General features: G+C 70.9%; 19 protein-coding genes. 3 read left to right on the top strand and 16 right to left on the bottom strand.

From position 1 onward, the window contains the following. Positions 1-2: 2 nt before the first annotated feature. The 4 genes from ACIBJH_RS25035 to ACIBJH_RS25050 form a co-directional block, all read right to left on the bottom strand. The gene (locus ACIBJH_RS25035) at positions 3-1,169 is read right to left on the bottom strand and encodes a thiolase domain-containing protein (RefSeq protein ID WP_019069075.1); all 1,167 of its coding nucleotides are present in this window, start codon (positions 1,167-1,169) and stop codon (positions 3-5) included. Then, positions 1,166-2,230, bottom strand: coding sequence for a thiolase domain-containing protein (locus tag ACIBJH_RS25040; RefSeq protein WP_399119073.1), 1,065 nt, complete (start codon positions 2,228-2,230; stop codon positions 1,166-1,168). Before ACIBJH_RS25040 ends, ACIBJH_RS25035 begins: the two co-directional genes overlap by 4 nt. Further along, positions 2,230-3,174 (bottom strand): Zn-ribbon domain-containing OB-fold protein, encoded by a 945-nt coding sequence (locus ACIBJH_RS25045; protein WP_399119074.1) that lies wholly within the window; start codon positions 3,172-3,174, stop codon positions 2,230-2,232. Before ACIBJH_RS25045 ends, ACIBJH_RS25040 begins: the two co-directional genes overlap by 1 nt. 125 nt (positions 3,175-3,299) lie before the next feature. Continuing rightward, positions 3,300-4,100 carry a crotonase/enoyl-CoA hydratase family protein gene (locus ACIBJH_RS25050; protein ID WP_399119075.1) on the bottom strand — a complete coding sequence of 267 codons (801 nt, stop codon included), beginning with the start codon at positions 4,098-4,100 and terminating at the stop codon, positions 3,300-3,302. A gap of 167 nt (positions 4,101-4,267) precedes the next feature. Here ACIBJH_RS25050 and ACIBJH_RS25055 point away from each other — a divergent pair, with 167 nt between their 5' ends. Then, a complete protein-coding gene (locus ACIBJH_RS25055; protein WP_399119076.1) occupies positions 4,268-5,887 on the top strand; it encodes an acyl-CoA synthetase in 1,620 nt (539 codons plus the stop codon). Between the two features lie 131 nt (positions 5,888-6,018). Further along, entirely contained in the window at positions 6,019-7,920 is a 1,902-nt protein-coding gene (locus tag ACIBJH_RS25060; RefSeq protein WP_399119077.1) for a sulfatase, read from the top strand. On the opposite strand, the gene ACIBJH_RS25065 is transcribed toward ACIBJH_RS25060, so the two are convergent. From ACIBJH_RS25065 to ACIBJH_RS25075, 3 genes are read right to left on the bottom strand one after another with little or no spacing between them, the layout of a single operon-like run. Then, positions 7,898-8,680: an alpha/beta fold hydrolase gene (locus ACIBJH_RS25065; RefSeq protein ID WP_399119078.1), complete on the bottom strand. Its 783-nt coding sequence runs from the start codon at positions 8,678-8,680 to the stop codon at positions 7,898-7,900. The two genes, ACIBJH_RS25060 and ACIBJH_RS25065, sit on opposite strands and share 23 nt — an antisense overlap. 37 nt (positions 8,681-8,717) lie before the next feature. Further along, positions 8,718-9,581: an alpha/beta fold hydrolase gene (locus tag ACIBJH_RS25070; RefSeq protein ID WP_399119079.1), complete on the bottom strand. Its 864-nt coding sequence runs from the start codon at positions 9,579-9,581 to the stop codon at positions 8,718-8,720. 48 nt (positions 9,582-9,629) lie between these two features. Further along, complete coding sequence (locus ACIBJH_RS25075; protein WP_399119081.1) at positions 9,630-10,415, bottom strand: amidohydrolase family protein; 786 nt, start codon at positions 10,413-10,415, stop codon at positions 9,630-9,632. 103 nt (positions 10,416-10,518) lie between these two features. Between ACIBJH_RS25075 and ACIBJH_RS25080 the strand changes: the two genes are divergently transcribed. Further along, the gene (locus ACIBJH_RS25080) at positions 10,519-10,899 is read left to right on the top strand and encodes a MerR family transcriptional regulator (RefSeq protein ID WP_399119082.1); all 381 of its coding nucleotides are present in this window, start codon (positions 10,519-10,521) and stop codon (positions 10,897-10,899) included. 6 nt (positions 10,900-10,905) lie between these two features. On the opposite strand, the gene ACIBJH_RS25085 is transcribed toward ACIBJH_RS25080, so the two are convergent. The 9 genes from ACIBJH_RS25085 to ACIBJH_RS25125 all read right to left on the bottom strand — a co-directional run bounded on the left by ACIBJH_RS25085 (position 10,906) and on the right by ACIBJH_RS25125 (position 23,150). Beyond that, positions 10,906-12,402, bottom strand: coding sequence for an acyl-CoA synthetase (locus tag ACIBJH_RS25085; RefSeq protein WP_399119083.1), 1,497 nt, complete (start codon positions 12,400-12,402; stop codon positions 10,906-10,908). 107 nt (positions 12,403-12,509) lie between these two features. After that, positions 12,510-14,075: an acyl-CoA synthetase gene (locus ACIBJH_RS25090; protein WP_399119084.1), complete on the bottom strand. Its 1,566-nt coding sequence runs from the start codon at positions 14,073-14,075 to the stop codon at positions 12,510-12,512. Then, a complete protein-coding gene (locus tag ACIBJH_RS25095; protein WP_399119085.1) occupies positions 14,072-15,181 on the bottom strand; it encodes an NAD(P)H-dependent flavin oxidoreductase in 1,110 nt (369 codons plus the stop codon). Before ACIBJH_RS25095 ends, ACIBJH_RS25090 begins: the two co-directional genes overlap by 4 nt. 65 nt (positions 15,182-15,246) lie before the next feature. Continuing rightward, positions 15,247-16,017: a class I SAM-dependent methyltransferase gene (locus ACIBJH_RS25100; RefSeq protein ID WP_399119086.1), complete on the bottom strand. Its 771-nt coding sequence runs from the start codon at positions 16,015-16,017 to the stop codon at positions 15,247-15,249. Positions 16,018-16,031: 14 nt separating this feature from the next. Continuing rightward, on the bottom strand, positions 16,032-16,433 hold the full coding sequence (locus tag ACIBJH_RS25105) for a hypothetical protein (protein ID WP_399119087.1): 402 nt from the start codon (positions 16,431-16,433) through the stop codon (positions 16,032-16,034). A gap of 63 nt (positions 16,434-16,496) precedes the next feature. After that, positions 16,497-18,071 (bottom strand): phytoene desaturase family protein, encoded by a 1,575-nt coding sequence (locus ACIBJH_RS25110; RefSeq protein WP_399119088.1) that lies wholly within the window; start codon positions 18,069-18,071, stop codon positions 16,497-16,499. A 733-nt stretch (positions 18,072-18,804) separates the two neighbouring features. Beyond that, entirely contained in the window at positions 18,805-21,042 is a 2,238-nt protein-coding gene (locus tag ACIBJH_RS25115; RefSeq protein WP_399119089.1) for a tetratricopeptide repeat protein, read from the bottom strand. After that, positions 21,024-21,962 (bottom strand): oxygenase MpaB family protein, encoded by a 939-nt coding sequence (locus ACIBJH_RS25120; protein ID WP_399119090.1) that lies wholly within the window; start codon positions 21,960-21,962, stop codon positions 21,024-21,026. Before ACIBJH_RS25120 ends, ACIBJH_RS25115 begins: the two co-directional genes overlap by 19 nt. 9 nt (positions 21,963-21,971) lie before the next feature. Further along, complete coding sequence (locus ACIBJH_RS25125; RefSeq protein WP_399119091.1) at positions 21,972-23,150, bottom strand: acyl-CoA dehydrogenase family protein; 1,179 nt, start codon at positions 23,148-23,150, stop codon at positions 21,972-21,974. Positions 23,151-23,228 lie beyond the last annotated feature (78 nt).

A 23,228-nucleotide genomic window follows, 5' to 3' on the forward strand; every position in this document is an offset into this window, starting at 1 on the left:
TTTCAGGAGGCGGGCGGTTCGCTGCCCACGAGCCACATCGAGAAGAACTGGGATCCGCCGCCGTAGGCGTGTCCGAGAACCCGTCGGGCCCCTTCCACCTGGTGTTCTCCGGCCTGACCGCGCACCTGAAGGGCGGCCTCCGCGAAGCGGATCATGCCGGAGGCGCCGATCGGATTGGTCGAGAGCACCCCTCCTGACATGTTCACGGGAAGGTCGCCGTCCAGCTCGGTCACCCCCGACTCGGTGAGTTTCCAGCCCTCACCCTCGTCGGCGAATCCGAGGTTCTCCAGCCACATGGGCTCGTACCACGAGAACGGCACATACATCTCGACGGCGTCGATGTCCCGGCGCGGGTCGGCGATCCCCGCCTGCCGGTAGACATCGGCCGCACAGTCCTTGCCGGCCTGTGGCGACACACAGTCCTTGCCGGCGAACAGTGTGGGCTCGCTCCGCATGGCGCCCCCGTGCATCCAGGCCGCCGGACGTGGTGCCCGGGCCGCGCCCGCCCGGTCGGTGAGGACCATCGCGCAGGCGCCGTCCGAGGAGGGGCAGGTCTCCGAGTACCGGATCGGGTCCCACAGCATCGGCGAGGCCTGGACCTTCTCCAGGGTGATGTCGTGCTCGTGGAGATGCGCGTACGGGTTCTTCAGCGCGTTGCGCCGGTCCTTGTACGCCACCAGGGAGCCGACCGTGTCGGGCGCTCCGGTGCGCCGCATGTAGGCACGCACATGGGGCGCGAAGAAGCCGCCCGCGCCCGCCAGCAGCGGCTGCTGGAAGGGGATCGGCAGGGACAGCCCCCACATGGCGTTCGACTCGGACTGCTTCTCGAAGGCGAGGGTGAGGACGGTGCCGTGCACACGGGCCGCGACGAGGTTGGCGGCGACAAGGGCCGTCGACCCACCCACCGAACCGGCGGTGTGCACCCGCAACATGGGTTTCCCCACGGCGCCCAGCGCGTCCGCGAGATACAGCTCGGGCATCATGACGCCCTCGAAGAAGTCGGGCGCCTTCCCGATGACGACGGCGTCGATGTCGGCCCACGTCAACTCGGCGTCGTCCAGGGCCCGTTGAGCGGCCTCTCGCACAAGCCCGGCGATGGACACATCGCGCCGCGCGGCGACATGCTTGGTCTGGCCGATCCCTACGACGGCCACGGGCTCCTTGCTCATCGCGGATCCCCTTCGAGTACGGCGACCAGGTTCTGTTGCAGACAGGGGCCGGAGGTGGCGTGGGCGAGGGCCCGGTCGGACTCGCCCCGGTGGATACGGGCGGCGGCCTCGCCGATCCGGATGAGCCCGGCGGCCATGACGGGGTTCGCGGCGAGGGCTCCCCCGGACGGGTTGACGCGCACATCGTCCCCGAGACGCAGCGCCTTGCGCAGGACGACCTCCTGCGCGGTGAACGGCGCGTGCAACTCGGCGGTGTCGACGGGCCGTTCAAAAGCCCCGGCCTTCTCGGCAGCGAGCCGCGTGGACGGCGAGTCGGTCAACTCCCTTACGCCCAGGCCATGTGCCTCGATGCGGTGGTCAATGCCCCTGATCCAGGCAGGCCGTTCACACAGTTCACGGGCCCGGTCCCCGGCCGCGAGGATGACGGCGGCGGCTCCGTCCCCGATCGGCGGACAGTCACCGGTACGCAGCGGCCGTACGACATAGTCCCCCTGCGGCACCGAACCCCGCACCTGGGCATGGGAGTTGGCGCCGGCGTCGGTCCGGCTGCGGGCGGCCACGGCGGCGAGCGCGGGCTCGTCCGTGTCACCGGCGTCGATGAGGGCCTGCGCCTGGAGGGCGGCGAGGGCGACGGAGTCCGGCCACAGGGGCGCCACGTAGTACGGGTCGAGCTGCCGGGTCAGGACGTCGCGTACGGAGCCGGGGGACGACTTGCCGTAGGAGTAGACGAGCGCGGTGTCGGCGTCGCCGGTGAGGAGTTTGGTCCAGGCCTCGTAGAGCGCCCAGGCGCCGTCCATCTCGACGTGCGACTCGGAGATCGGCGGCCAGGCGCCGACGCCGTCGAGGGCGAGGGTGAACGAGAAGGCGCGGCCGGCGAGGTAGTCGCTGGAGCCGGAGCAGGTGAAGTCGATGTCGGCGGTCTTGAGGCCGGTCTGTTCGAGCACGCCGTGCAGGACCGGCATGAGCATCTCCACCTCGGACAGCTCGTCGGTGGTGCGCCGGTGGTCGGTCTGCGCGAAGGCGACGACGGCGATCTCACGCATCGCGGCAGCTCCAGGCATCACAGCAGCTCCTTGTAGGCGTCGTAGTCGGCGTCGGGCTCACCGGTCGGCCGGTAGTGGTCCGGATAGCGCCCCCCCTCGCTCCACACCGCCTCGACCCGCAGCCCCATCCGCACCTGGTCGTACGGCATGCCGCCGATCCGTCCGTGCAGCGCGAGGTCGGCTCCGTCTAGGGCGATGTGCGCGTAGACGTACGGCACCTCGATGTCGAGGTTCTTCGCCTTGATGTTGACGATGCAGAACGTGGTGACGGTGCCGCGCGGCCCCACTTCGACATGTTCCGCCGTGGCGACACCACAGGTGGGACACGCACCCCTCGGCGGGACGTACACCTTTCGGCAGGAGGGGCAGCGTTCGCCGACGGTGCGCTGTTCGGAGAGCGCGTGGATGTAGTCGGTCTGGGCGCGACCCGGCGAGTAGACGTAGTCGAGGCGGGCGGGAGCCACGATGCCGGTGACCATGTTCTCGAACTCGCCGCTGTGGCAAGCGGGTTGACCCGTCTCATCACTGTCGTACGCCTCGAAGCAGGCGATGTCCGTGATGGCGCCGGTGCGTTCCTCGGCCCACCGGACGCGGACGCGCATGCCGGTGCGGACGGCGTCGGGGCCGGGGGCGTCAAGGGCGTGCAGGAGAGCGGTGTCGGCGCCGTCGAGCCGGACCAGAACCCAGGCGAAGGGTGTGTCGAGGGGCTGCCCGCGCCGGGGTTCGTGATTCCAGGCCCAGGTGGTGACCGTCCCGGTGGCGGCGACCTCGACGAGATCGCGAATCTCCTCGGCGGTGACGGGGTCGTACTCGACGGGAGGGACGAGGGTGCGTCCGTCGCCGGTCTTCACACCGAGAACGACGCGTTCACGCAGCCCGGTGAGAAAGGCACTCTGGACGGGGCCCAGGGAGCGGGTGAACGGAAACTCAAGGACCAGGGGCGCTTTGAGTATTTCGGGCACGACATCTCCTAACTGAACAGTTGGCGCCACGGATCCCTACCTAGGGGCGCGGGGCTGTGTTGCATATGCGGCTCCGCCGCGTGGGCGCGACCAGCCACAACGAACCCGCAGACAAAAACGAACCGCTACGCCCGCTTGTAAACAGGCGGCCGTTTCTCCGCAAAAGCACGCGCCCCCTCCTTCGCATCGGCGGTGTCGAAGATCGGCCACCCCCGCTTGAGCTCGGCGGCCAGCCCGTCCGTCTCGGTCTGCTCCGCGGTCTCATACACCGACGCCTTGACCGCCTCGACAGCCAACGGCCCGCACGCGTTGACGAGTTCGGCGATCTCCAACGCCTTGGCGAGAGCCGTCCCGTCGGGCACGACATGCCCGACAAGACCGATGTCCGCCGCCTCCCGCGCGCTGTACGGACGCCCCGTGAGCAGCATCTCCAACGCATGCGTACGCGGAATCTGCCGCTGGAGACGGACAGTTGAGCCCCCGATGGGAAAGAGCCCGCGCTTGACCTCGAACAGCCCGAAGGTCGCGGACTCACCAGCCACCCGGATATCGGTGCCCTGAAGGATCTCCGTACCGCCGGCCACGCAGTACCCCTCCACCGCGGCGATCACCGGTTTCCGGGGCCGATGGTGCCGCAGCATCGCCTTCCAGTGCAGATCCGGGTCGGCCTTGAGCCGGTCACGGTACTGCTGCCCCTCCATGCCCTTCCCGGCCAGCGCCTTGAGGTCCATGCCCGCGCAGAACGCGTCCCCCGCCCCGGTCAGCACGATCGACCGGATCGAGTCGTCCGCGTCGGCCTCGATCCACCCGTCGTAGAGCCCGACCAGCATCGGCAACGAGAGCGCGTTCTTCGCCTCAGGCCTGTTGAGCGTGAGCACCAACGTGGCGCCTTCGCACCGCACGGTCAGGTGTTCCGTACCGCTCATGGTCGTCCTCCCGTCGCCGTACCGCCTCCGGAACGAGAACAGGTTGCAGGAGCCGCCCTGCCAGTACAAGAGGTTTCTGACACTCAGTCAGATTTCTTCTGCGCGGACCCTTCACAGTTGCCGCGCCCTTTGCTCTGATGACCGGCGAACCGACGTCAGGAGGAGTGGTGGAGTACAACATTGCCGACCTGTTCGAGTCGGTCGTCGACGTGGTCCCGGACCGCGAGGCGCTCGTGTACATCGACCACCCGGGCACGGGCGCGGAACGCCGCCTGACCTACGCGGAGTTGGACGCGGCGGCGAACCGCATCGCCCATCATCTGATCGACACCGGGATCCGCCCGGGTGAGCATCTGGGGCTCCATCTCTACAACGGCGTCGAGTACTTGCAGACGGTGCTGGGCTGCCTGAAGGCGCGGGTCGTGCCGGTCAACGTCAACTACCGGTATGTCGAAGAGGAGTTGGTGTACCTCTACCGGGACGCCGACCTCGTCGCGCTGGTCTTCGACGCGGAGTTCACCGAGCGGGTGGCCGCCGCGCTGCCGCGTGCGGAGAAGCTTCGGCACCTGGTGCGGGTGGGGACACCGGCCCAGGACGCCCCGGCCGTACCGGCCGTGGCCTTCCCCGACGCGGAGGCCACCGGGTCTCCCGAGCGCGGGTTCCCGGCCCGTTCGGGCGACGACCAGTTCATCATCTACACCGGCGGCACGACCGGGATGCCCAAGGGTGTGATGTGGCGCCAGGAGGATCTGTTCTTCTCGGGGCTCGGCGGTGGCGCGCCGACCGGTGAACCCGTCAAGACGCCCGAGGAGTTGGCTGAGCGGGTGGCCACCGGCGGGGCGGGGATCACGTTCTTCCCCACTCCCCCGCTGATGCACGGCACCTCCACGCTCACCGCGTTCATCGGCTTCAACTTCGGCCAACGCATCGTGATCCACCGCAAGTTCGTGCCGGAGGAGGTGCTGCGGACCATCGAGAAGGAGAAGGTCACCAGCATCTCGCTGGTGGGCGACGCGATGCTGCGGCCACTGATCGACGCCCTCAACGGGCCGATGAAGGGCACGGACTGCTCGTCGGTGTTCAGCGTCTCGTCGTCGGGCGCGATCATGTCGGAGACCGTGCGCCGGCAGTTCCAGGAACTGCTACCGAACACGATGCTGCTGAACAACTACGGCTCGTCCGAGTCCGGCTTCAACGGCACGGCGACGGCCGACTCCGGGGCCGGGCAGTCCTTCCGCATCCGGGTCAACTCCCGCACCCAGGTGGTCGATCCGGCCACCAACGAGCCGGTCGCCGTCGGCGAGATCGGGCGGGTCGCCCAGCGCGGCCATGTACCGCTCGGCTACTACAACGACCCGGCGAAGACCGCCGAGACCTTCTTCGAGAAGGACGGCAGGCGGTGGGTGCTGCTCGGTGACATGGCGACCGTGGACGAGGAGGGCGTCGTCACGGTGCTCGGCCGTGGCTCGCAGTGCATCAACACCGGTGGGGAGAAGGTGTATCCGGAGGAGGTCGAGCAGGCGCTCAAGTCGCATCCGGATGTCTACGACGCGTTGGTGGCCGGGGTGCCGGACAAGCGGTGGGGCAATCATGTGGCCGCCGTCGTGGAGTTGCGAGCGGGTGCGGTACGGCCGTCCCTGGACGATATCCAGACGCACTGCCGCTCCCATCTCGCCGGGTACAAGATCCCGCGGCAGTTGGTGATCGCGGAGTCGATCCAACGTTCACCGAGTGGCAAGGCGGACTACCGGTGGGCGCGGGAGGTGGCGGTCGCCGCAGATCAGTGAGTCAACACTGGGTCAACACGCAGGCCGGGTTGAACTGACGGTAGCGTGCGACCGTACCGATGGTGACGGATCTGGTGGCCCGGGCCAGGTACGTCATGCCATCACCGGGCTCAGCACGGAAGGACGTTCGGGTGCCGCTCTTCACTCGCTCTCACCCATTGGCCCAGCAGAAAGCCACCGGGGAGACCGACTCGACAGCGGCGACGGAGGCCGCCGCACCGCCCGAATCACAGGACCCACCCGAGCCGGACGATACGGCTGCGGACACGGCCGAGCAGCTCGAAGCGGCCGACGCGCCCGAGGCGGCCGAGTCTGCGGGCCACGCGGAATCCGCCTCGCCCGACGAGACCTCTGAGCCCGCCGAGCGGTCGTCCCGACTCCCGTCCCGCGCGGGGTGGTTCGGCTGGCGGACTCGTTACCCCCGTACCGCACGTGCCGTGGGGGTGGGCACGACCGTACTGGCCGGTGCGCTGCTGATCGTCGCGCTGCTCGTGCCCGACCGCCTCGACCGGATCACCCTCCAGTCGTTCTTCCGCTTCCCGGTCGAGGCGATCGTCCTCGCGATCGTCCTGCTCGTACTGCCCGCGAAGGCACGGCGGATCGTGGCCGTCGTGCTGGGGGCGTTCGTCGGGCTGTCCACGGTCCTGAAGTGCCTCGACATGGGCTTCTACCAGACCCTGGCGCGGCCGTTCGACCTGGTCTTCGACTGGGTCCTGCTGAGCGACGCGGCGGACTTCCTCAAGGACTCGGTCGGCCGCTCGGGCGAAGTGCTCGCGATCGTCGGGGTGATCCTGGCGCTGATCGCCGTGCTGGCGGGGAGCGCGCTCGCGATGGTGCGGCTGTCGGACGTGATGGCCAGGCACCGCCCCATGGCGGTGCGCACCACACTCGTCCTCGGTGTGGTGTGGATCATGTGCTTCACGCTGAGCTTCCAGGTGGGCGGCGTCACGCTCGCCACGAAGGGCTACAGCACGTTCCTCGCCAACCGGGTGCAGTACGTCCGCGAGGGTCTGGGTGACGCCGACGTCTTCAAGAAGCAGCTCGACGTCGACGCCTTCGCCAAGACCCCGCCGAACCAGCTGCTGACCGGACTCCGCGGCAAGGACGTCCTGTTCACCTTCATCGAGAGCTACGGCCGGGTCGCGCTCGACGACCCGACGATGGCACCGGAGATGGACAAGACGCTCGCGGCGGGCGACGCCCGGCTCAAGGCGGCCGGCTTCGCCTCGCAGAGCGGCTGGCTCAGGTCACCCGTGACGGGCGCCGGCAGCTGGCTCGCCCACTCGACGTTCCTGTCCGGCCTGTGGGTCAAGAACCAGCAGCGGTACCGGACCGTGACCACCAGCACCCGCGCGACCCTCACCAGCTACTTCCAGAAGACCGGTGCCTGGCGCACGGTCGGCATCGTCCCCGGCGTGCGCAAGGCCTGGCCCGAGGGCAAGTACTTCGGCCTCGACAACATCTACGACTCCACGCACCTCGGCTACAACGGCCCGTACTTCAGCTGGACGCCGGTACCGGACCAGTTCAGCCTGGAGTCCTTCGAGAAGCTGGAGTACGGCAAGAAGAACCGCGACCCGATCATGGCGGAGATCATCCTCGCCTCCAGCCACAACCCCTGGTCACCGATCGCCCACACCATCCCCTGGAACCAGCTCGGGGACGGCACGATCTTCAACCAGATCAAGAAGGAGGGCACGAACCCGACGGAGGTCTGGAAGAGCGCGAAGCGCGTGCGCACCGAGTACCGCAAGGCCATCCAGTACTCCGTGGACAGCCTGACCCAGTGGATGCAGCGCTACGGCAACAAGAACACCGTCCTCGTCTTCCTCGGCGACCACCAGCCCGTCCCGACGGTCACCGGAGGCACCTCCGACCGGGATGTGCCGATCACGATCGTCGCGCACGACCCCAAGGTGCTGGACAAGATCTCCAGCTGGGGCTGGACGGACGGGCTCAAGCCGGCGGACAACGCACCGGTGTTGAGCATGGACAAGTTCCGGGACAAGTTCATGACGACGTTCGCGAAGTGACGGTCGCCGTCCGGTGGTCGGTCGGCTCTCCGCTTCCCTCCGCCAGGAACGGCTCCACCGCCGCCAGGAACTCCTCCGGCCGGTTCTCGTGCACGAGATGTCCGGCGTCGACGGTCACCAGACGGGCGTCGGGGATCCGTTCGGCGACCGCGACGACCCGGTCCTGAGGAACCCCGCTGGTGGGACCACCCGCGATCACCAGCGTGGGCATGGTGATCCGCCCCATGTGGTCCCACCACATGGGGTCGGGGAGGTTCGCCCGGACGTCGGTGGCCTCGATCATGGCCCAGTCGAACGGCAGCTTCCCCGCGGGGCGTTCGGTGGGCGGCCTCGGCGGATCGAAGGGAATCGGCGCCGGCACATCCTCCAGGACCAGTCGCCGTACGACGTCGGGTGACTTCTGCGCGAGCAGGTACGCGACGATGCCGCCCAGCGAATGGCCGATGACGTCGACGCGCTCGATGCCGAGAACGGCGAGGAGGGCGCGTATGTCGTCCCGCATCGCCTCGTACGCGTACACGTCGGCCGCGGCTCCCGGCTCGGTGCCGGGCCAGTCACTGCGGCCGTGGCCGCGCAGGTCGGGGGCGTACACGCGGCGCGGGTCGGGTCCGGCGGCGAGCCGTTCGGCGATCTGCGTCCAGTCGGTGCCGTCGGCGCCCCGGCAGTGGAGCAGGAGGGCGGGGGGCGCCTCCTCGGGGCCCCAGGTGTGCAGAGCGAGGGTGATGCCGTTGGCCTCGACGGCGCGGGTCTCGGTGTGCATGGCGGGAACATAACCGCTGGGACGGCGGGCCGTGCACCTACTCTGCCGAGGGCAGAACCGCGCCTCCCGCGTCGAGAAACGCGCCGACATGGCGCACGAACCACCCCGGATCGTCCAGCCACGGGTAGTGACCGGCACCCGGCTGCACCACCGACGTGGCGTTCGGGAGCACGTCGGCGCAGCGGCGGGCGAGTTCGGGCCGGGGGCCGCCGTCGAACTCACCCGCGAGAACCAGGACAGGTGCGGGCAGCCGGCCGAGGGCAGCCCGGAGGGCCGGTGGGTCGAAGGCGCCCTCGGCGAAGTACACGTCGGCGGCCTCGTCGTTGGTCTGTTCGTCGGCGAGCGCGGAGTTCCGTTCGGCGGCGGCGTCCCAACGGCCGTAGAAGAAGGGCTCGAAGACCGGGTCGAAGTCGGCGGTGCCCGCGAGCCAGGCCTCGAATGCCGGGAACGCGTCCTCGAACCACGGTTCGCCCTTCCGCAGCCGGGCGGCGGCGAGCCGTCCCTCGGGCGTGGCCGGCATGCCCAGCGCCCATGGAGTGGCGGTGATCAGTGCCAGGCGCCTCACCCGCTCGGGACGGCGGGCCGCGTACAGCATGGCGAGACTGCCGCCCGCCGAGTGCGCGAGCAGATCCATGTGGTCCAGGCCCAGGTGGGCGCGCAACACCTCGACGTCGTCGACCAGTCGGTCGCAACGGTACGTCCCCTCGTCGGCCGGCACCGCGGAGTCACCGGTGCCCCGGAGATCCAGCAGGATCAGCCGTCGATGCGCGGTCAGCCCGCCCAGGTCCCCGAGGTAGGCGGAAGCCCGCATGGGCCCGCCGGGCAGGACGACCAGCGGCTCGCCCTCACCCCGTACGTGGTAGGCGAGTTGGGTGCCGTCGGCGGCGGTGAAGGTCGGCATGCCCCGATCCTGGCCGTCCACCGCACTCGGCCGCAAAACAATTCTCGGTCACCGCAGGCCCAACAACTCCGCCAGATTGCCGCCGAGCACCCGGTCACGGATCTCGCCGGCCCGGGTGACCCGCTCCACCGTCGTACGGGCTACGACCGGGTCGCCGTAGGGGGCGTCCGAGCCGAAGAAGGTGCGGGTGGGGAGTTCGTGGATGGCCAGGCGGACGGCGAAGACTATGGACGCGGTGGAGAGTTCGAGGTGAAGGTTGGGGGCGGCCCGGGCCAGTTCGATCACGTCCATCCAGTGGGCTCCGCCCAGTTGGCTGATCACCAGCGGCACCTTCGGGTAGCGGGCCGCCAGTTCGGCGAGTGTGCGCAGGTCCTCGGCGGTGGTGGGCGCGGCGCCGTGGATGACGACCGGGAGTCCGGCATGGTCGTGGGCCGCGCGCACAACCGGCTCGATCAGGGCCGACTGGCCTGGTGGCGGGGTGAGTTCACCGATGCCGTACAGCCCGCGGGCGGTCACCTCGCGCTCCACCCGGGCCGCGGTCTCGGCGTCGGGACGGCCGAGCGGGACGGAACCGAAGCCCAGGAAGCGGTCGGGGTGGGCCGTGAGTGCCTGGTCCAGCTCCCGCACGGCCAGGGCGAACGCGTCGTCGCCGGAACCGCCGGCCAACGCCCGTTCCAGTACGCCCATTTCGTGGCGGAGGGAGTCCAGGTCGGTCGCCCGTTCCGGGTGCGCGCGGGTGGGGAACAGCACCGTGCGGTCCACACCCGCGTCGTCGAGCGCCAACAGGTGGGCGTCGAGCGGGTCGTGGACATGGCTGTGGGCGTCGAGAATCATGTGGGTCTCCCTGAGCGTGTCCGCCGCCCGGTGGAATGCGGGCGGCGGGAGCCAGTGTTGAGCCCTGACACCGTGGGAAGGTCAAGGCGGAGAAGAAGGGTGCGTGTCCTTGCTGATCGGAGAGCTGGCCGAGCGGACCGGGACCGGCGAGCGGCTGCTGCGCCACTACGAGCGGGCGGGGCTGCTCCGCCCCGGGCGGTTGCCCAACGGCTACCGGGAGTACGCCGATTCGGACATCGCGGCCGTCCTGCGCATCCGTGCGCTCCTCGCGGCCGGGCTGCCGACCCGGATCATCCGCCGGGTACTTCCCTGCACCACGGACGAGGTCGCCGTACAGCCGTGTCCGGGTGTACTCGACGCGCTGCGCGAGCAGTTGAGCGCCCTGGACCGGCGGGCCGCCCAACTCGACGCGGCCCGCGCGGTGTTGCGGGACACCATCGCCGGGGCGGAGGCCCGCACCGACACCGCTCCGGTCTCGCGGTGAAAGCGCTCAGTCGCCGAGCCGCTCCCGCAACTCCCGCTTCAGGATCTTCCCGCTGGCGTTCCGTGGCAGCTTCTCCACGAACACGACCCGTTTCGGTGCCTTGAAGTGGGCGAGCTTCTCGCGGGCGTGGTCGATGAGTTGGGCCTCGGTGACCTCGCCGCGCGGGACGACGACCGCGGTGACCGCCTCGATCCAGCGGTCGTCGGGGAGGCCGATCACGGCGACCTCGGCGACGCCCTCGTGGGTGTAGAGCGCGTCCTCGACCTGGCGTGAAGCGACCAGTACGCCACCGGAGTTGATGACGTCCTTCACCCGGTCGACGACGGTGAAGAAGCCGTGCACGTCCCGTACCGCCAGGTCGCCGGAGTGGAACCAGCCGTCCCGGAAGGCCGCGGCCGTCTCCTCGGGCTTGTCCCAGTACCCCTCGCACAACTGCGGTGAGCGGTAGACGACTTCGCCCTGTGTGCCGTCGGGCACGTCCTTGCCGTCCTCGTCGACCACGCGCGCGTCCACGAAGAGGACCGGACGGCCGCAGGAGTCCAGCCGGCCCTTGTGCTCGTCGGGGCCCAGGACCGTGGCCAGGGGGCCGATCTCGCTCTGGCCGAAGCAGTTGTAGAAGGCCAGCTTCGGGAGCCGTTCGCGCAGGCGCTCCAGGACGGGCACCGGCATGATCGACGCCCCGTAGTACGCCTTGCGCAGCCCGCTCAGGTCGCGGGTCGCGAAGTCCGGGCGGTTCGCAAGGCCGATCCACACGGTGGGCGGGGCGAACAGGCTGTCCACCCGCCCGGCCTCGATCAGGTCCAACAGCCGGTCGCCGTCGGGCGCGTCGAGGATGAGGTTGGTCGCACCGACCGCCAGATACGGCAGCAGGAACACATGCATCTGCGCCGAGTGGTACAGCGGCAGCGCGTGCGCGGGCCGGTCCCCGGCACTCAGGTCCAGGGCGGTGATCGCGCTCAAGTACTCGTGCACCAGGGCCCGGTGGGTCATCATCGCGCCCTTGGGCAGCGCGGTCGTGCCCGAGGTGTAGAGCAACTGCACCAGGTCCTCGGTACGCGGCTCGGGACCGTCGTACGGCGGCGCGGACGCCAGCCGCTCCAGCAGCGAGCCGTCCGCGTCCCGCAGCGGCAACGTCCTTACGCCTTCCGGCAGTTGAGCGGCGAGGTCCGGGTCCGTGAGCACCAGCGCGCTACCGGACTGGCCGACGATGTACGCGAGGTCGTCGCCGGTGAGGTTCTGGTTGACCGGCACGTGCACGAGGCCCGCGCGGGCGCAGGCGAGGAAGCCGATCAGGTAGGCGTCGGAGTTGTGGCCGTAGGAGCCGACCCGGTCGCCCGGTGCGAGGCCCTGGTCGAGGAGTACGCTCGCCGCGCCGGAGACGGCGTCGTCCAGTTCCTGGTACGTCCAGGAGCGCTCGCCGTAGTCCACCGCCACGCGGGCGGGAGTGCGCCGGGCACTGCGTCGCAGTACCCCGTCAACCGTGCTGCCGTGTCCGGGCGTCATGACACATGATCCTCGGGCCGGCGCCCGGGCGGGTCAAGCCGGGTGGTCGAGGTGGGCCCGGCCCACATGTGCCGGGCCCACACAAGCCGCACGCACACGGGCCGGACTCACATGGGCCGGACGTGCCCCTCCCAGTACGGTTCCCGCAGCCGCCGCTTGTACAGCTTGCCGTTGGGGTCGCGGGGCATCTCGGTGATGAAGTCGATGCTCTTGGGCCGCTTGTAGCCGGCGAGTTGCTCGGCGCAGTGGGCGAGGAGGGCGGCGGCGAGGTCCGGGCCCGGCTCGTACCCCGGGGACGGTTCGACGACGGCCTTGACCTCCTCGCCCCAGTCGTCGTGCGGGATGCCGAAGGCGGCGGCGTCGGCGACGGCGGGGTGGGCGAGGAGCGCGGACTCGATCTCGGCCGGGTAGATGTTGACGCCGCCCGAGATGATCATGTCGATCTTGCGGTCGCGGAGGAAGAGATAGCCGTCCTCGTCGAGGTAGCCGAGGTCGCCGACGGTGAAGAAGTCGCCGATGCGGTTCTTCTTCGTCTTGGCCTCGTCCTTGTGGTAGGCGAAGCCGCCGGTGCTCATCTTCATGTAGACGGTGCCGAGTTCACCGGGCGGGAGCCGGTTGCCGTCGTCGTCGAAGACCGCGAGTTCGCTGATGGGCCAGGCCTTGCCGACGGTGCCGGGTTTCTTCAGCCAGTCCTCGGCGGTCGCGAAGGCGCCACCGCCCTCGCTGGCCGCGTAGTACTCCTCCACGCAGTCGCCCCACCACTCGATCATGGCCCGCTTCACATGGTCGGGGCACGGGGCGGCGCCGTGGATGGCGTGCCGCATGGACGAGACGTCGTAGCGCGCCCGTACGTCCTCGGGGAGGGCCAGGAGCCGGTGGAACTGGGTCGGGACCATATGCGTGTGGGTGCACTTCTCGCGATCGATGAGGCGGAGCATCTCCTCCGGGCTCCACTTGTCCATCAGGACCAGGCGGTGGCCGATGTGCAGGCTGGCGCTCGCGAACTGGAGGACGGCCGTGTGGTAGAGCGGCGAGCAGACCAGGTGCACGTTGTCGTCGAACGGCTTGATGCCGAAGATGCCGAGGAAACCGCCGAGGTACGCCGACTCGGGCGGCTTGCCCGGCAGGGGGCGGCGGATGCCGCGGGGGCGGCCGGTGGTGCCGGAGGTGTAGTTCATGACCCAGCCGAGTGTGCGGTCCGCGGGCGCCGACTCCGGTTGTCCTGCGAGGAGTTCGGGGTACGGCCGGAAGCCCTCGACCGCGCCGACCGCGTACCGGTGGGTGGCGGGGAGGCCGGCCTCGTCGGCGGCCCGGCGGACGGGCTCGGCGAACCGCTCGTGCCCGATGAGCACCTTGGCGCCGGAGTCGGCGACGATCCAGGCGATCTCGGGGGCGACGAAGTGGTGGTTGACCGGGACGAGGTAGAACCCGGCCTGGGTGGCGGCCAGATGGGCCGTGAAGAACTCGACGCCGTTGGGCAGGACGACGGCGAAGGCGTCGCCGCGTTCGAGTCCGGCGGCGCGCAGGCCGTGGACGAGTTGATTGGCGGCGGCGTGCAGGCGGCCGGCCGTCCACTCCTCGCCGTCGGGTGCGACGAGGACCGTACGGTCGGGGTTCTGGGCGGCCTGGGCCCAGAAGCCGGCGGGGGGTGTGCTCTCACCCTGTGTGCTCACTGGCCGCTCCTTCCGGCGATGCGGTTGACGCGGTCGACGGCCTGCTCGAAGCCGCGGGTCAGGTCGTCGAAGACGGCCTGGACACTGCGTTCGCTGTTCATGCGGCCGACGATCTGGCCGACGGGGGTGCCGAGCAGCGGTTCGACCTCGTACTTCTGGATGCGCGAGACGGCCTCGGCGACCAGCAGTCCCTGGAGCGGCATGGGGAGGGTGCCCGGGCCGTCCGGGTCGTCCCAGGCGTCGGTCCACTCGGTGCGCAGTTGGCGGGCCGGTTTCCCGGTCAGGGCGCGGGAGCGGACGGTGTCGCCGGACCCGGCGGCGAGCAGTTTGCGGGTCACGCCGGCCGAGTGCATGTCGGCTTCCGTGGTGGTCAGCCATAGGGAGCCCAGCCACACACCCTGGGCGCCGAGGCTGAGCGCGGCGGCCACCTGCTGTCCGCTGCCGATGCCGCCCGCGGCGAGTACCGGCAACGGGTCGACGGCGTCGACGACTTCGGGCGTCAGCACCATGGTCGCGATCTCGCCCGTGTGTCCGCCCGCCTCGTAGCCCTGGGCCACGACGATGTCGATGCAGCCCTCGGCGTGCTTGCGGGCGTGCCGGGCGCTGCCCGCGAGCGCGGCGACCAGTACGTCCTGGTCGTGGGCGCGGGCGACGACATCGGCAGGTGGGGAGCCCAGCGCGTTGGCGAGCAGCTTGATCGGGTAGTCGAAGGCGACGTCGAGCTGGTTGCGGGCGACCTGTTCCATCCACCCGGTGATCCGCCAGCCGGACGCCTCGCCCTCGGCGAGTTCGGGCACGCCGTACTTGGCCAGGGTCTCGGTGACGAACCGCCGGTGCCCCTCCGGGATCATCGCCTCGACCTCGGCCTCGGTGACGCCCTCCACCTTCTTCGCCGGCATCACGACGTCGAGGCCGTACGGCATCCCCTCGACGTGCGCCTCAAGCCAGTCGAGGTCGCGTTTGAGGTCGTCGGGGGCGGTGTAGCGGACCGCGCCGAGCACTCCGAAACCGCCGGCCCGGCTGATGGCCGCGGCGACGGCGGGAAACGGCGTGAAGCCGAAAATGGCGTGCTCGACTCCCAGTTTGTTGCTCAACTCCGTCTGCATGGGCGCAGAATGCCGCAGTCCTCCGGACGACGGAAGAGCTTTTCTGATGCTCCGTCAGATTTTCCTCATGGGCGACCTCGTCGGGCGGTGAGCACGGGCTGATAGAAGCCGCAGTCCTCCGGCTCGCGCCAACCGACGTCCGTGAAGCCCGCGTCGAGCACGGCGTCGGTCAACTCGCCCCGGGTCAGCGCCCAGTAGGCGGTACGGCGGACCCGCACCTCCCAGCCGTCCCCGTCCGGCACGAGCTGGAAGTGCTCCAGGTCGTAGCGCTCGCCGTCCTCGTGCCAGTGCCACAACTGGAAGGTGACCACGCGTCCTTGGCCGGTCGTCGCCACCTGCGGAGGCGCGGACGCCGGGCGGGCGGCACGGATCGCGTCGTAGTCCCGGACGCTGAGCAGCAGGAGCCCGTCCTCGCGGAGGACCCGGCGCATACCGGACAGTGCCGTGCGCAGGTCGTCGGCCGTGAGCAGGTGCGGCAGCGAGTTGTCGGCGCAGACCACGAGGTCGAAGACGGACGTGCGGAACGGCAGTGCCCGCATGTCGGCGGCGGCCGTGGGAAAGCCGACACGCCGCGCCGCGGACTCCGCGGCGGCGCGCGCGGCGGCCGCCGGACTGAGGTCGCTCCCGACCACCCGGTGTCCGGCCCCCGCCAGTCCGATCGCCTGGGTGCCGATCCCGCAGGAACAGTCCAGCACCTGGTGCGGCCCCGCACCCAGCCGGGCGCGGACGACCGCGTCCAGCGCGAGCGCCTGCCGGGCCATGCTCGCGTCCCAGTCCGGGAAGATCAGGTGGTAGTCGGCGGCGAGCGCGTCGTAGAAGTCCCGGACCGAGGACACCGTCCCCCTCTCCGTCAGCGGCTCTCCAGCCGGACGTGCAGTTCCCGTTCCTGGTCGCCGGAGGTCACCGCGAGGTCGTGGACGGTGAACAGGGAGTCCAGGGTCGTACGGAATTGTTCGACGGCCCAGTAGCCGCCCTGGACGTCCGCGTCGACGGAGGCCGCGAGGCGGGCCGGGGCGCCGGTTGGGCGCTCGTGGGGGTCGGCGATGTCGAAGGTGCCGAGCCAGACCGTGGGGCGGGTGTCGTGGTGGTCGCGGGGCACGTCGTCGGCGCACCGGTCGGAGCCGAAGCACGCGCACAGCGTGTCGAACACGATCCGGGCGTCCTCCTTGCTGCACCCGCTGATCTCCACCGAGACGGCTTCCATGTGCCCCGGCACCATGTGCGCGCCATCCATGTCCGTGTCCGTGTTCATGGCGGTCGCTCCTCTCGTCCACTCCCAGAAAAGCACCACTTCCCCGGCGGGGCACCAGCTCGGTCAGCCCGCGTCGCTCTCCAGCACCGCCATCGCCGCGTTGTGCCCCGGTACCCCGCTCACTCCCCCGCCGCGCACCGCGCCCGCCCCGCACAACAGGATGTTCGCGTGCCGGGTCTCGACTCCCCAGCGGCCGGTGCCGTCCTGGGCGTAGGGCCAGGTCAGTTCGCGGTGGAAGATGTTGCCGCCGGGGAGCCTGAGGTCGCGTTCCAGGTCGAGGGGGGTCTTCGCCTCGATGCAGGGGCGACCGTCGGCGTCGGTGGCGAGGCAGTCCGCGAGCGGTTCGGCGAGGTGGCTGTCCAGCTGGGCGAGGGTGGACTTGAGGAGTTCCTCGCGTACGGCGTCGTTGTCGCGTTCGAAGAGACGGGCCGGGGTGTGGAGGCCGAAGAGGGTGAGGGTCTGGTAGCCGTCCTCGACGAGGTCCCGGCCGAGGATGCTCGGGTCGGTGAGGGAGTGACAGTAGATCTCGGAGGGCGGTGCGGCGGGCAGCGAACCGGCCGCGGCCTGGGCGTGGGCGGCGGCCAGTTGGTCGTAGCCCTCGGCGATGTGGAAGGTGCCGGCGAAGGCCTCGCGCGGGTCGACCGAGGTGTCGCGGAGTCTGGGCAGCCGCTTGAGCAGCATGTTCACCTTGAGCTGGGCGCCCTCGGCGGGGGCGGGCGGTTCGTCGCCGGTGAGGGCGGCCAGTTGCTGCGGGGAGGCGCCGACGAGGACGTGGCGGGCGGCCACGACGCCTTCGGTGTCGGCGGTGCGGTAGGTGATCTCGGCGGCGCGTCCGTCCGTGTCGATACGGACGGCCTCGTGGCCGGTGGCGAGTACGGCGCCGGCCTCGCGCGCGGTGGCGGCCAGGGCGTCGGTGAGGGCGCCCATGCCGCCGACCGGGACGTCCCAGGCGCCGGTGCCGCCGCCGATGACGTGGTAGAGGAAGCAGCGGTTCTGCGCGAGGGAGGGGTCGTGGGCGTCGGCGAAGGTGCCGATGAGGGCGTCGGTGAGGACGACTCCCCGGACCAGGTCGTCGGTGAAGTTCTCCTCGACGGCGACGCCGATCGGCTCCTCGAAGAGCATCCGCCAGGCGGCCTCGTCGTCCACGCGGCGGCGCAGTTCGTCGCGGGTGGGCAGCGGTTCGGTGAGCGTGGGGAAGACCCGCTGCGCGAGGCGGCCGGTCATGCCGTAGAGCCGCTGCCAGGCCGCGTACTCGCTCTCGCCGCCGGTCAGGCGGGCGAAGGCGTCGCGGGTGCGGCGCTCACCGCCCCCGACGAGGAGGCCGGTGGGGCGGCCGTCGCGTTCGACGGGGGTGTACGACGAGATGGTGCGCCCGCGGATACGGAAGTCGAGGCCGAGGTCCCGCACGATCTTCTTGGGCAGCAGGCTGACCAGGTACGAGTACCGGGACAGCCGTGCGTCGACCCCGGCGAACGGGCGCGTCGACACGGCGGCGCCGCCGGTGGTACCGAGCCGCTCCAGCACGAGCACGGAGCGCCCGGCCCGGGCCAGGTAGGCGGCGGCGACCAGGCCGTTGTGGCCACCGCCGACGATGACGGCGTCGTACGTCCGATGTCCGGGTCCCTCGTGTGCAGGCATGGTTCTTCGTAACACGAGGTGATCTAGGTCGGCCAGGGGTGGGGCGGGGTCCCCTGGGGGTGCGGGGGGATGCGGATGGCCGACGGCAGTCGCGGCCGTCCGCGTCCGCGGAAAGTCGCGAGCGTGCTGTCTTCAGCGATCACGGGCGGCGCGGGCTGCTCCGACCCTCGGTGAGTGCCGGGCGCCAGCGTCCAGGGCTGCGCGGTGGCGAAAGGCGGGTGTGGCCGAGGCAGGCCCAGCCAGCCGCATCCACGGAATGACGCGGTCCCGCTGTCGCCAGCACCCACGGGCGGCACGAGCAGCACCGACCATCGGTGAATCCCCGTCGCCCGCGTCCCGGGCTGCGACGGCAGACGCGGGTGTGGCCGACTTGCAGGCGCGGCCATCCGCGGCCGCAGACAGGCACGCGCGCGCTGTCGCCGGCACCCACAGGCGGCGCGGGCCGCTCCGACCCCCGGTGAGTGCCGGGCGCCCGCGTCCAGGGCTGCGGCGGGGGCGGATGGCCGACGGCAGACGCGGACGTTCGCGTCAGCAGACAGGCACGGGCGCCCTGTCGCCGGCACCCACAGGCGGCGCGGGCCGCTCCGACCCCCGGTGAGTGCCGGGCGCCCGCGTCCAGGGCTGCGGTGGCGAAAGGCGGGGTGACCGACTTGAAGGCGCGGCCGTCCGCGTCCGGCGACACGCACGGGCGCCCTGTCGTCCGCGCTCGCGGTCCCACGGGTGGCCCCGGCCGTCAGTGCCCGCCCGACGCCCGACCCTGCCGCAGCACCGCCACCCGGCGGTACAGCTCGACCGCTTCCTGGTTGCGGCCGAGTTGTTCCAGGCAGTGGGCCTCGTCGTTGCGGCTGGCGAGGGTGTCGGGGTGGTCGGGGCCGAGGACGCGCTCGCGGGCGGCGGCGACGCGGCGGTATTCGGTGAGGGCGTCGGTCCAGCGGCCGAGCCAGCCCAGGCCTACGGCGACCTCGCGGCGGCTGACGAGAGTGTCGGGGTGGTCGGGGCCGAGGACGCGCTCGCGGATGGCGCAGACGTCGCGGGACTCGGCGAGGGCCTCCTCCCAGCGGCCGAGGCGGCCGAGGTTGACGCCGAGGCCGTGGCGGGCGCGGAGGGTCTCGGGGTGGGCGGGGCCGTGGACGCGGGTGCGGTCGTCGATCAGGTCGCGGTAGAGCTTGAGGGCGTCGGCGCTGCGGCCGAGGCGGCCGAGGCTGATGCCGATCTCGTAGCGGGCGGCGAGGGTGTCGGCGTGGTCGGGGCCGAGGGCTTGCGCGCGGGCCTCGGCGACCTCGCCGTAGGTCTGGAGTGCCTCCTGCCAGCGGCCCAACTGGCCCAGCGCGTAGGCGACTTCGTAGCGCGTTACCAAGGTGTCGGGGTGACCGGGGCCGAGCACGCGGGCGCGGGCTGCGGCGACCTCGCAGGCCATGCGGTACGAGTCCTCCAGGCGGCCGAGGCGGCTGAGGTTGAAGGCGAGGTTGTGGCGGCAGCGCAGGGTGTCGGGGTGGTCGGGGCCCATGGTGCGTTCGCGGGCGGCGAGGACGGACGTGTACACCTGGTGTGCGTCGAAGTGGCGGCCCAACTGGCCCAGGACGTAGGCCATTTCCTGCCGGGCGGCGAGGGTGTCGGCGTGGTCGGCGCCCAGTGCGCGTTCTCTGGCGCGGGCGACGTGGGTGTACTCGCGCAGGGCTTCGGCGGCGTGGCCGGTGCGGCTGAGGGTGAAGCCGAGTTCGTAGCGGCTGGCGAGGGTGTCGGGGTGGTCCGGGCCGAGGAGGTGGCCGCGTTCGGCGGCGACCGCGCGGTGCACCTCGCCGGCCTCCGCCCAGCGGCCGAGGCGGCCCAGGCTCAGGCCGGCGTTGTGGCGTCCGGCCAGGGCCCTGAGGGCCTCCGGGGGCGGTGCGGACGGTGACTCCGGTGCGGGTTCGGCAACGTGGCCGGTGGCCGGGCGTGCGATCCACTCGCCGGTGAGGCCGGCTCCGGCGTCCGGTGGGGTGGTGCGCAGTCCGGCGCCGGCCGCCTTGTGCCCGGTGGTCATCCCACGTGTCCAGGACGGCAGTCGCGCCTCGCGGGACACCGGTTGGGGCGAGGGCAGTTCGGGTCGCGGGGTCACAACTGTCGGCACGTACAGGGGTGTCGTGCGGCCCATGGTGATGCGGCGGCCCAACTCGCGGGCGTCGTTCGGGCGTTGTTCGGGAAGCTTGGCGAGCAGGTCGAGGATGACCTTCTCCAGGTATTCGGGCAGTTCGGCGCGCTGGTCGCGGGGTGGCCGGGGCGGGGTGTCGCGGTGGCCGATGAGTATGGCCCAGGCGTCGCCGAGGTCGAACGGCGGGGCGCCGGTGGAGAGTTCGTACAGGACGCAGCCGAAGGAGTAGAGGTCGCTGCGCTGGTCGACCTCGGAGCCGCTGATCTGTTCCGGCGACATGTAGTGCGGGGTGCCCATCGCGATGCCGGTGCCGGTCAGCCGGGAGGTGAAGCCGATGTCGGCGCCGAGGCGGGCGATGCCGAAGTCGCAGATCTTCACCGTGCCGTCGGTCAGCCGCATGATGTTCGCGGGCTTCAAGTCCCGGTGCACGATGCCCTGTTGGTGGCAGTAGGCGAGGGCGGAGGCGACCTGCTCGGCGATGTCGACGACGTCACCGACGGGCAGCGGACGCTGCCGGTTGTCCTCCAGGAGCTGGCAGAGGTTGCGGCCGTCGAGGAGTTCCATCACCAGGAAGAGGACGCCGTCGGACTCGCCGAAGTCGTGGACGACGGTCACCCCACGGTGCTGGAGCGCTGCGGCCACCCGGGCCTCGCGCCGGAACCGCTCGCGCAGGACGCGGGTGAACGACTGGTCGTGGTGCGGGTTCAGCGGCTTGAGGCACTTCACGGCGACATGGCGCCCCAGCGACTCGTCCCGCGCCCGCCACACCTCGCCCATGCCGCCGCGCCCGATCAGGTCGAGCAGCCGGTAGCGGCCCTGGATCAGCCTGCTGTCCCCCATTTCCCGCGATCGCCCCCGTCGGTGTTCGTCCCGCCCTCCCCTGGCTCGTCCAGTATGGCGAGCGATCGTCCGACTTTGTACGGGGCCGGCCGGGAGCCGGGGCCGAGCCGTGACATGGCGCGGATGATGTGCTTGGGCGGGAGTTGCCGGCGCACATGTGCGGGAACGCAGCGCAGCAGGGTGCCGGTGGCACGCAGTCGCCGGGTGACGGTGGCGGGCGCGGGGGCCGGTCTGCCGTACAGCTGGTGGGCGTACGGCGGCAGGGAGGCGTACGCCAGGTGTGCCACGCGCCGCCAGAGCAGCTCGCGCGCCGGGACGATGAGGGGGTGCGTCGGCGGACGGAGCAGGAAGTCGTCCACTTCGCGTGCCTCGGGTCCGGCGGCGAGCGAGGGCCTGATCTGCTCGAAGTAGGCGGCGAGTTCGGCCCGGTCGCCCGGTACGGCGGTGGGGTCGAGGCCCACCAGGCGGGCGCTCTCCCGTTGTTCGGCGAGGTAGCGGTCGGCCTGGGCGTCGGTGAGGCGGAAGCCGGAGCGGCGCAGCACGTGCAGATACGAGTCGATCTCGGCGCAGTGCACCCACAGCAGCAGCTCGGGTTCGTCGATTCCGTACCGCTCCCCCGTGTCCGGGTCGGTCGCCCCGAGCATGCTGTGGATCTTCCGCACCCGGGCGCCCGCCTTCTCGGCGGCCTCGGTGGTGCCGTAGGTGAGGGTGCCGACGAAGTTCGCGGTGCGCATGAGCCGGCCCCAGGCGTCACGTCGGAAGTCGGAGTTCTGCATGACGCCGCGGACGGCTCTCGGGTGCAGGGCCTGGAGGTAGAGCGCGCGGACGCCGGCGATCCACATCATGGGATCGTCGTGAACCTGCCATGTCACGGACTCCGGACCGAACAGCCCCGGATCACCCGTCCCAGGGGCACCCATGTCCGCAGGCTAACGCCGTACCCTCGGCATTCCCAGACCGATCCACGAGATGATCTCGCGCTGGATCTCGTTGTTGCCGCCGCCGAAGGTGAAGATCACGGCGGAGCGGTAGCCGCGTTCCAGTTCGCCGTGCAGGACGGCGCCCGCGGAGCCCTCCTTCAGGGCCCCCGCGGCGGCGACGATCTCCATGAGCCAGGCGTAGGCGTCGCGGCGGGCCTCGGAGCCGTAGACCTTGACGGCGGAGGCGTCCTGGGGGGTGAGGGTGCCTTCCTGGACGGCGTTCACCATCTGCCAGTTGAGGAGTTTCATCGCGTCGAGCCTGGCGTGGGTGCGGGCGAGGAGGCGGCGGACCCAGGGGAGGTCGACGACGCGGCGGCCGTCGGCGAGTTTGGTCTCCATGGCCCAGTGCTGGACGTCGTGCAGGGCGCGGATGGCCATGGTGCCGTGGGCGGCGAGGGTGACGCGTTCGTGGTTGAGCTGGTTGGTGATCAGGCGCCAGCCCTGGTTCTCCTTGCCGACCCGGCGGGAGACCGGGACGCGGATGTTCTCGTAGTAGCTGGCGGTGGTGTCGTGCGAGGCGAGGGTGTTGATCACCGTGCAGGTGTAGCCGGGGTCGGCGGTCGGCACCAGGAGCATGGTGATGCCCTTGTGCGGCGGGGCGTCCGGGTCGGTGCGGGTGGCGAGCCACACCCAGTCCGCGGTGTCGCCGTTGGTGGTCCAGATCTTCTGCCCGTCGACGACGTACTCGTCGCCGTCCCGCACGGCCCGGGTCTTCAGCGCGGCCAGGTCCGTGCCGGCCTCGGGCTCGCTGTAGCCGATGGCGAAGTCGATCTCGCCGGAGAGGATCTTGGGGAGGAAGTACGCCTTCTGTTCGTCGGTGCCGAACTGCATGATCGTCGGGCCCACGGTGTTGAGCGCCATCAGCGGCAGCGGTACGCCCGCCTGCGCTGCCTCGTCGAAGAAGATGAACTGCTCCATCGGCGTCAGCCCGCGCCCGCCGTACTCCTCGGGCCAGCCGACACCGAGCCAGCCGTCGGTGCCGAGCCGGCGGACGGTCTCGCGGTAGAAGCGTTTCTGGGCGGCGGGGTCCTCGTAGCGGGAGTAGGCGTGGTCGGGCACCAACTCGGCGAAGTAGGCGCGCAGTTCGGTGCGCAGCCGCTGCTGCTCGGGCGTGTATTCGAGATGCACGGCGCCTCCAGGCTCCCCACTCCGGTCCTGACGGCGCACACCGTAGAACGTGTTCCAGAAATTGGGAATGGCGACGCC

Origin of the sequence: Streptomyces sp. NPDC050548 (assembly GCF_044457385.1) — a bacterium.
In the GTDB taxonomy this organism is placed as follows: domain Bacteria; phylum Actinomycetota; class Actinomycetes; order Streptomycetales; family Streptomycetaceae; genus Streptomyces.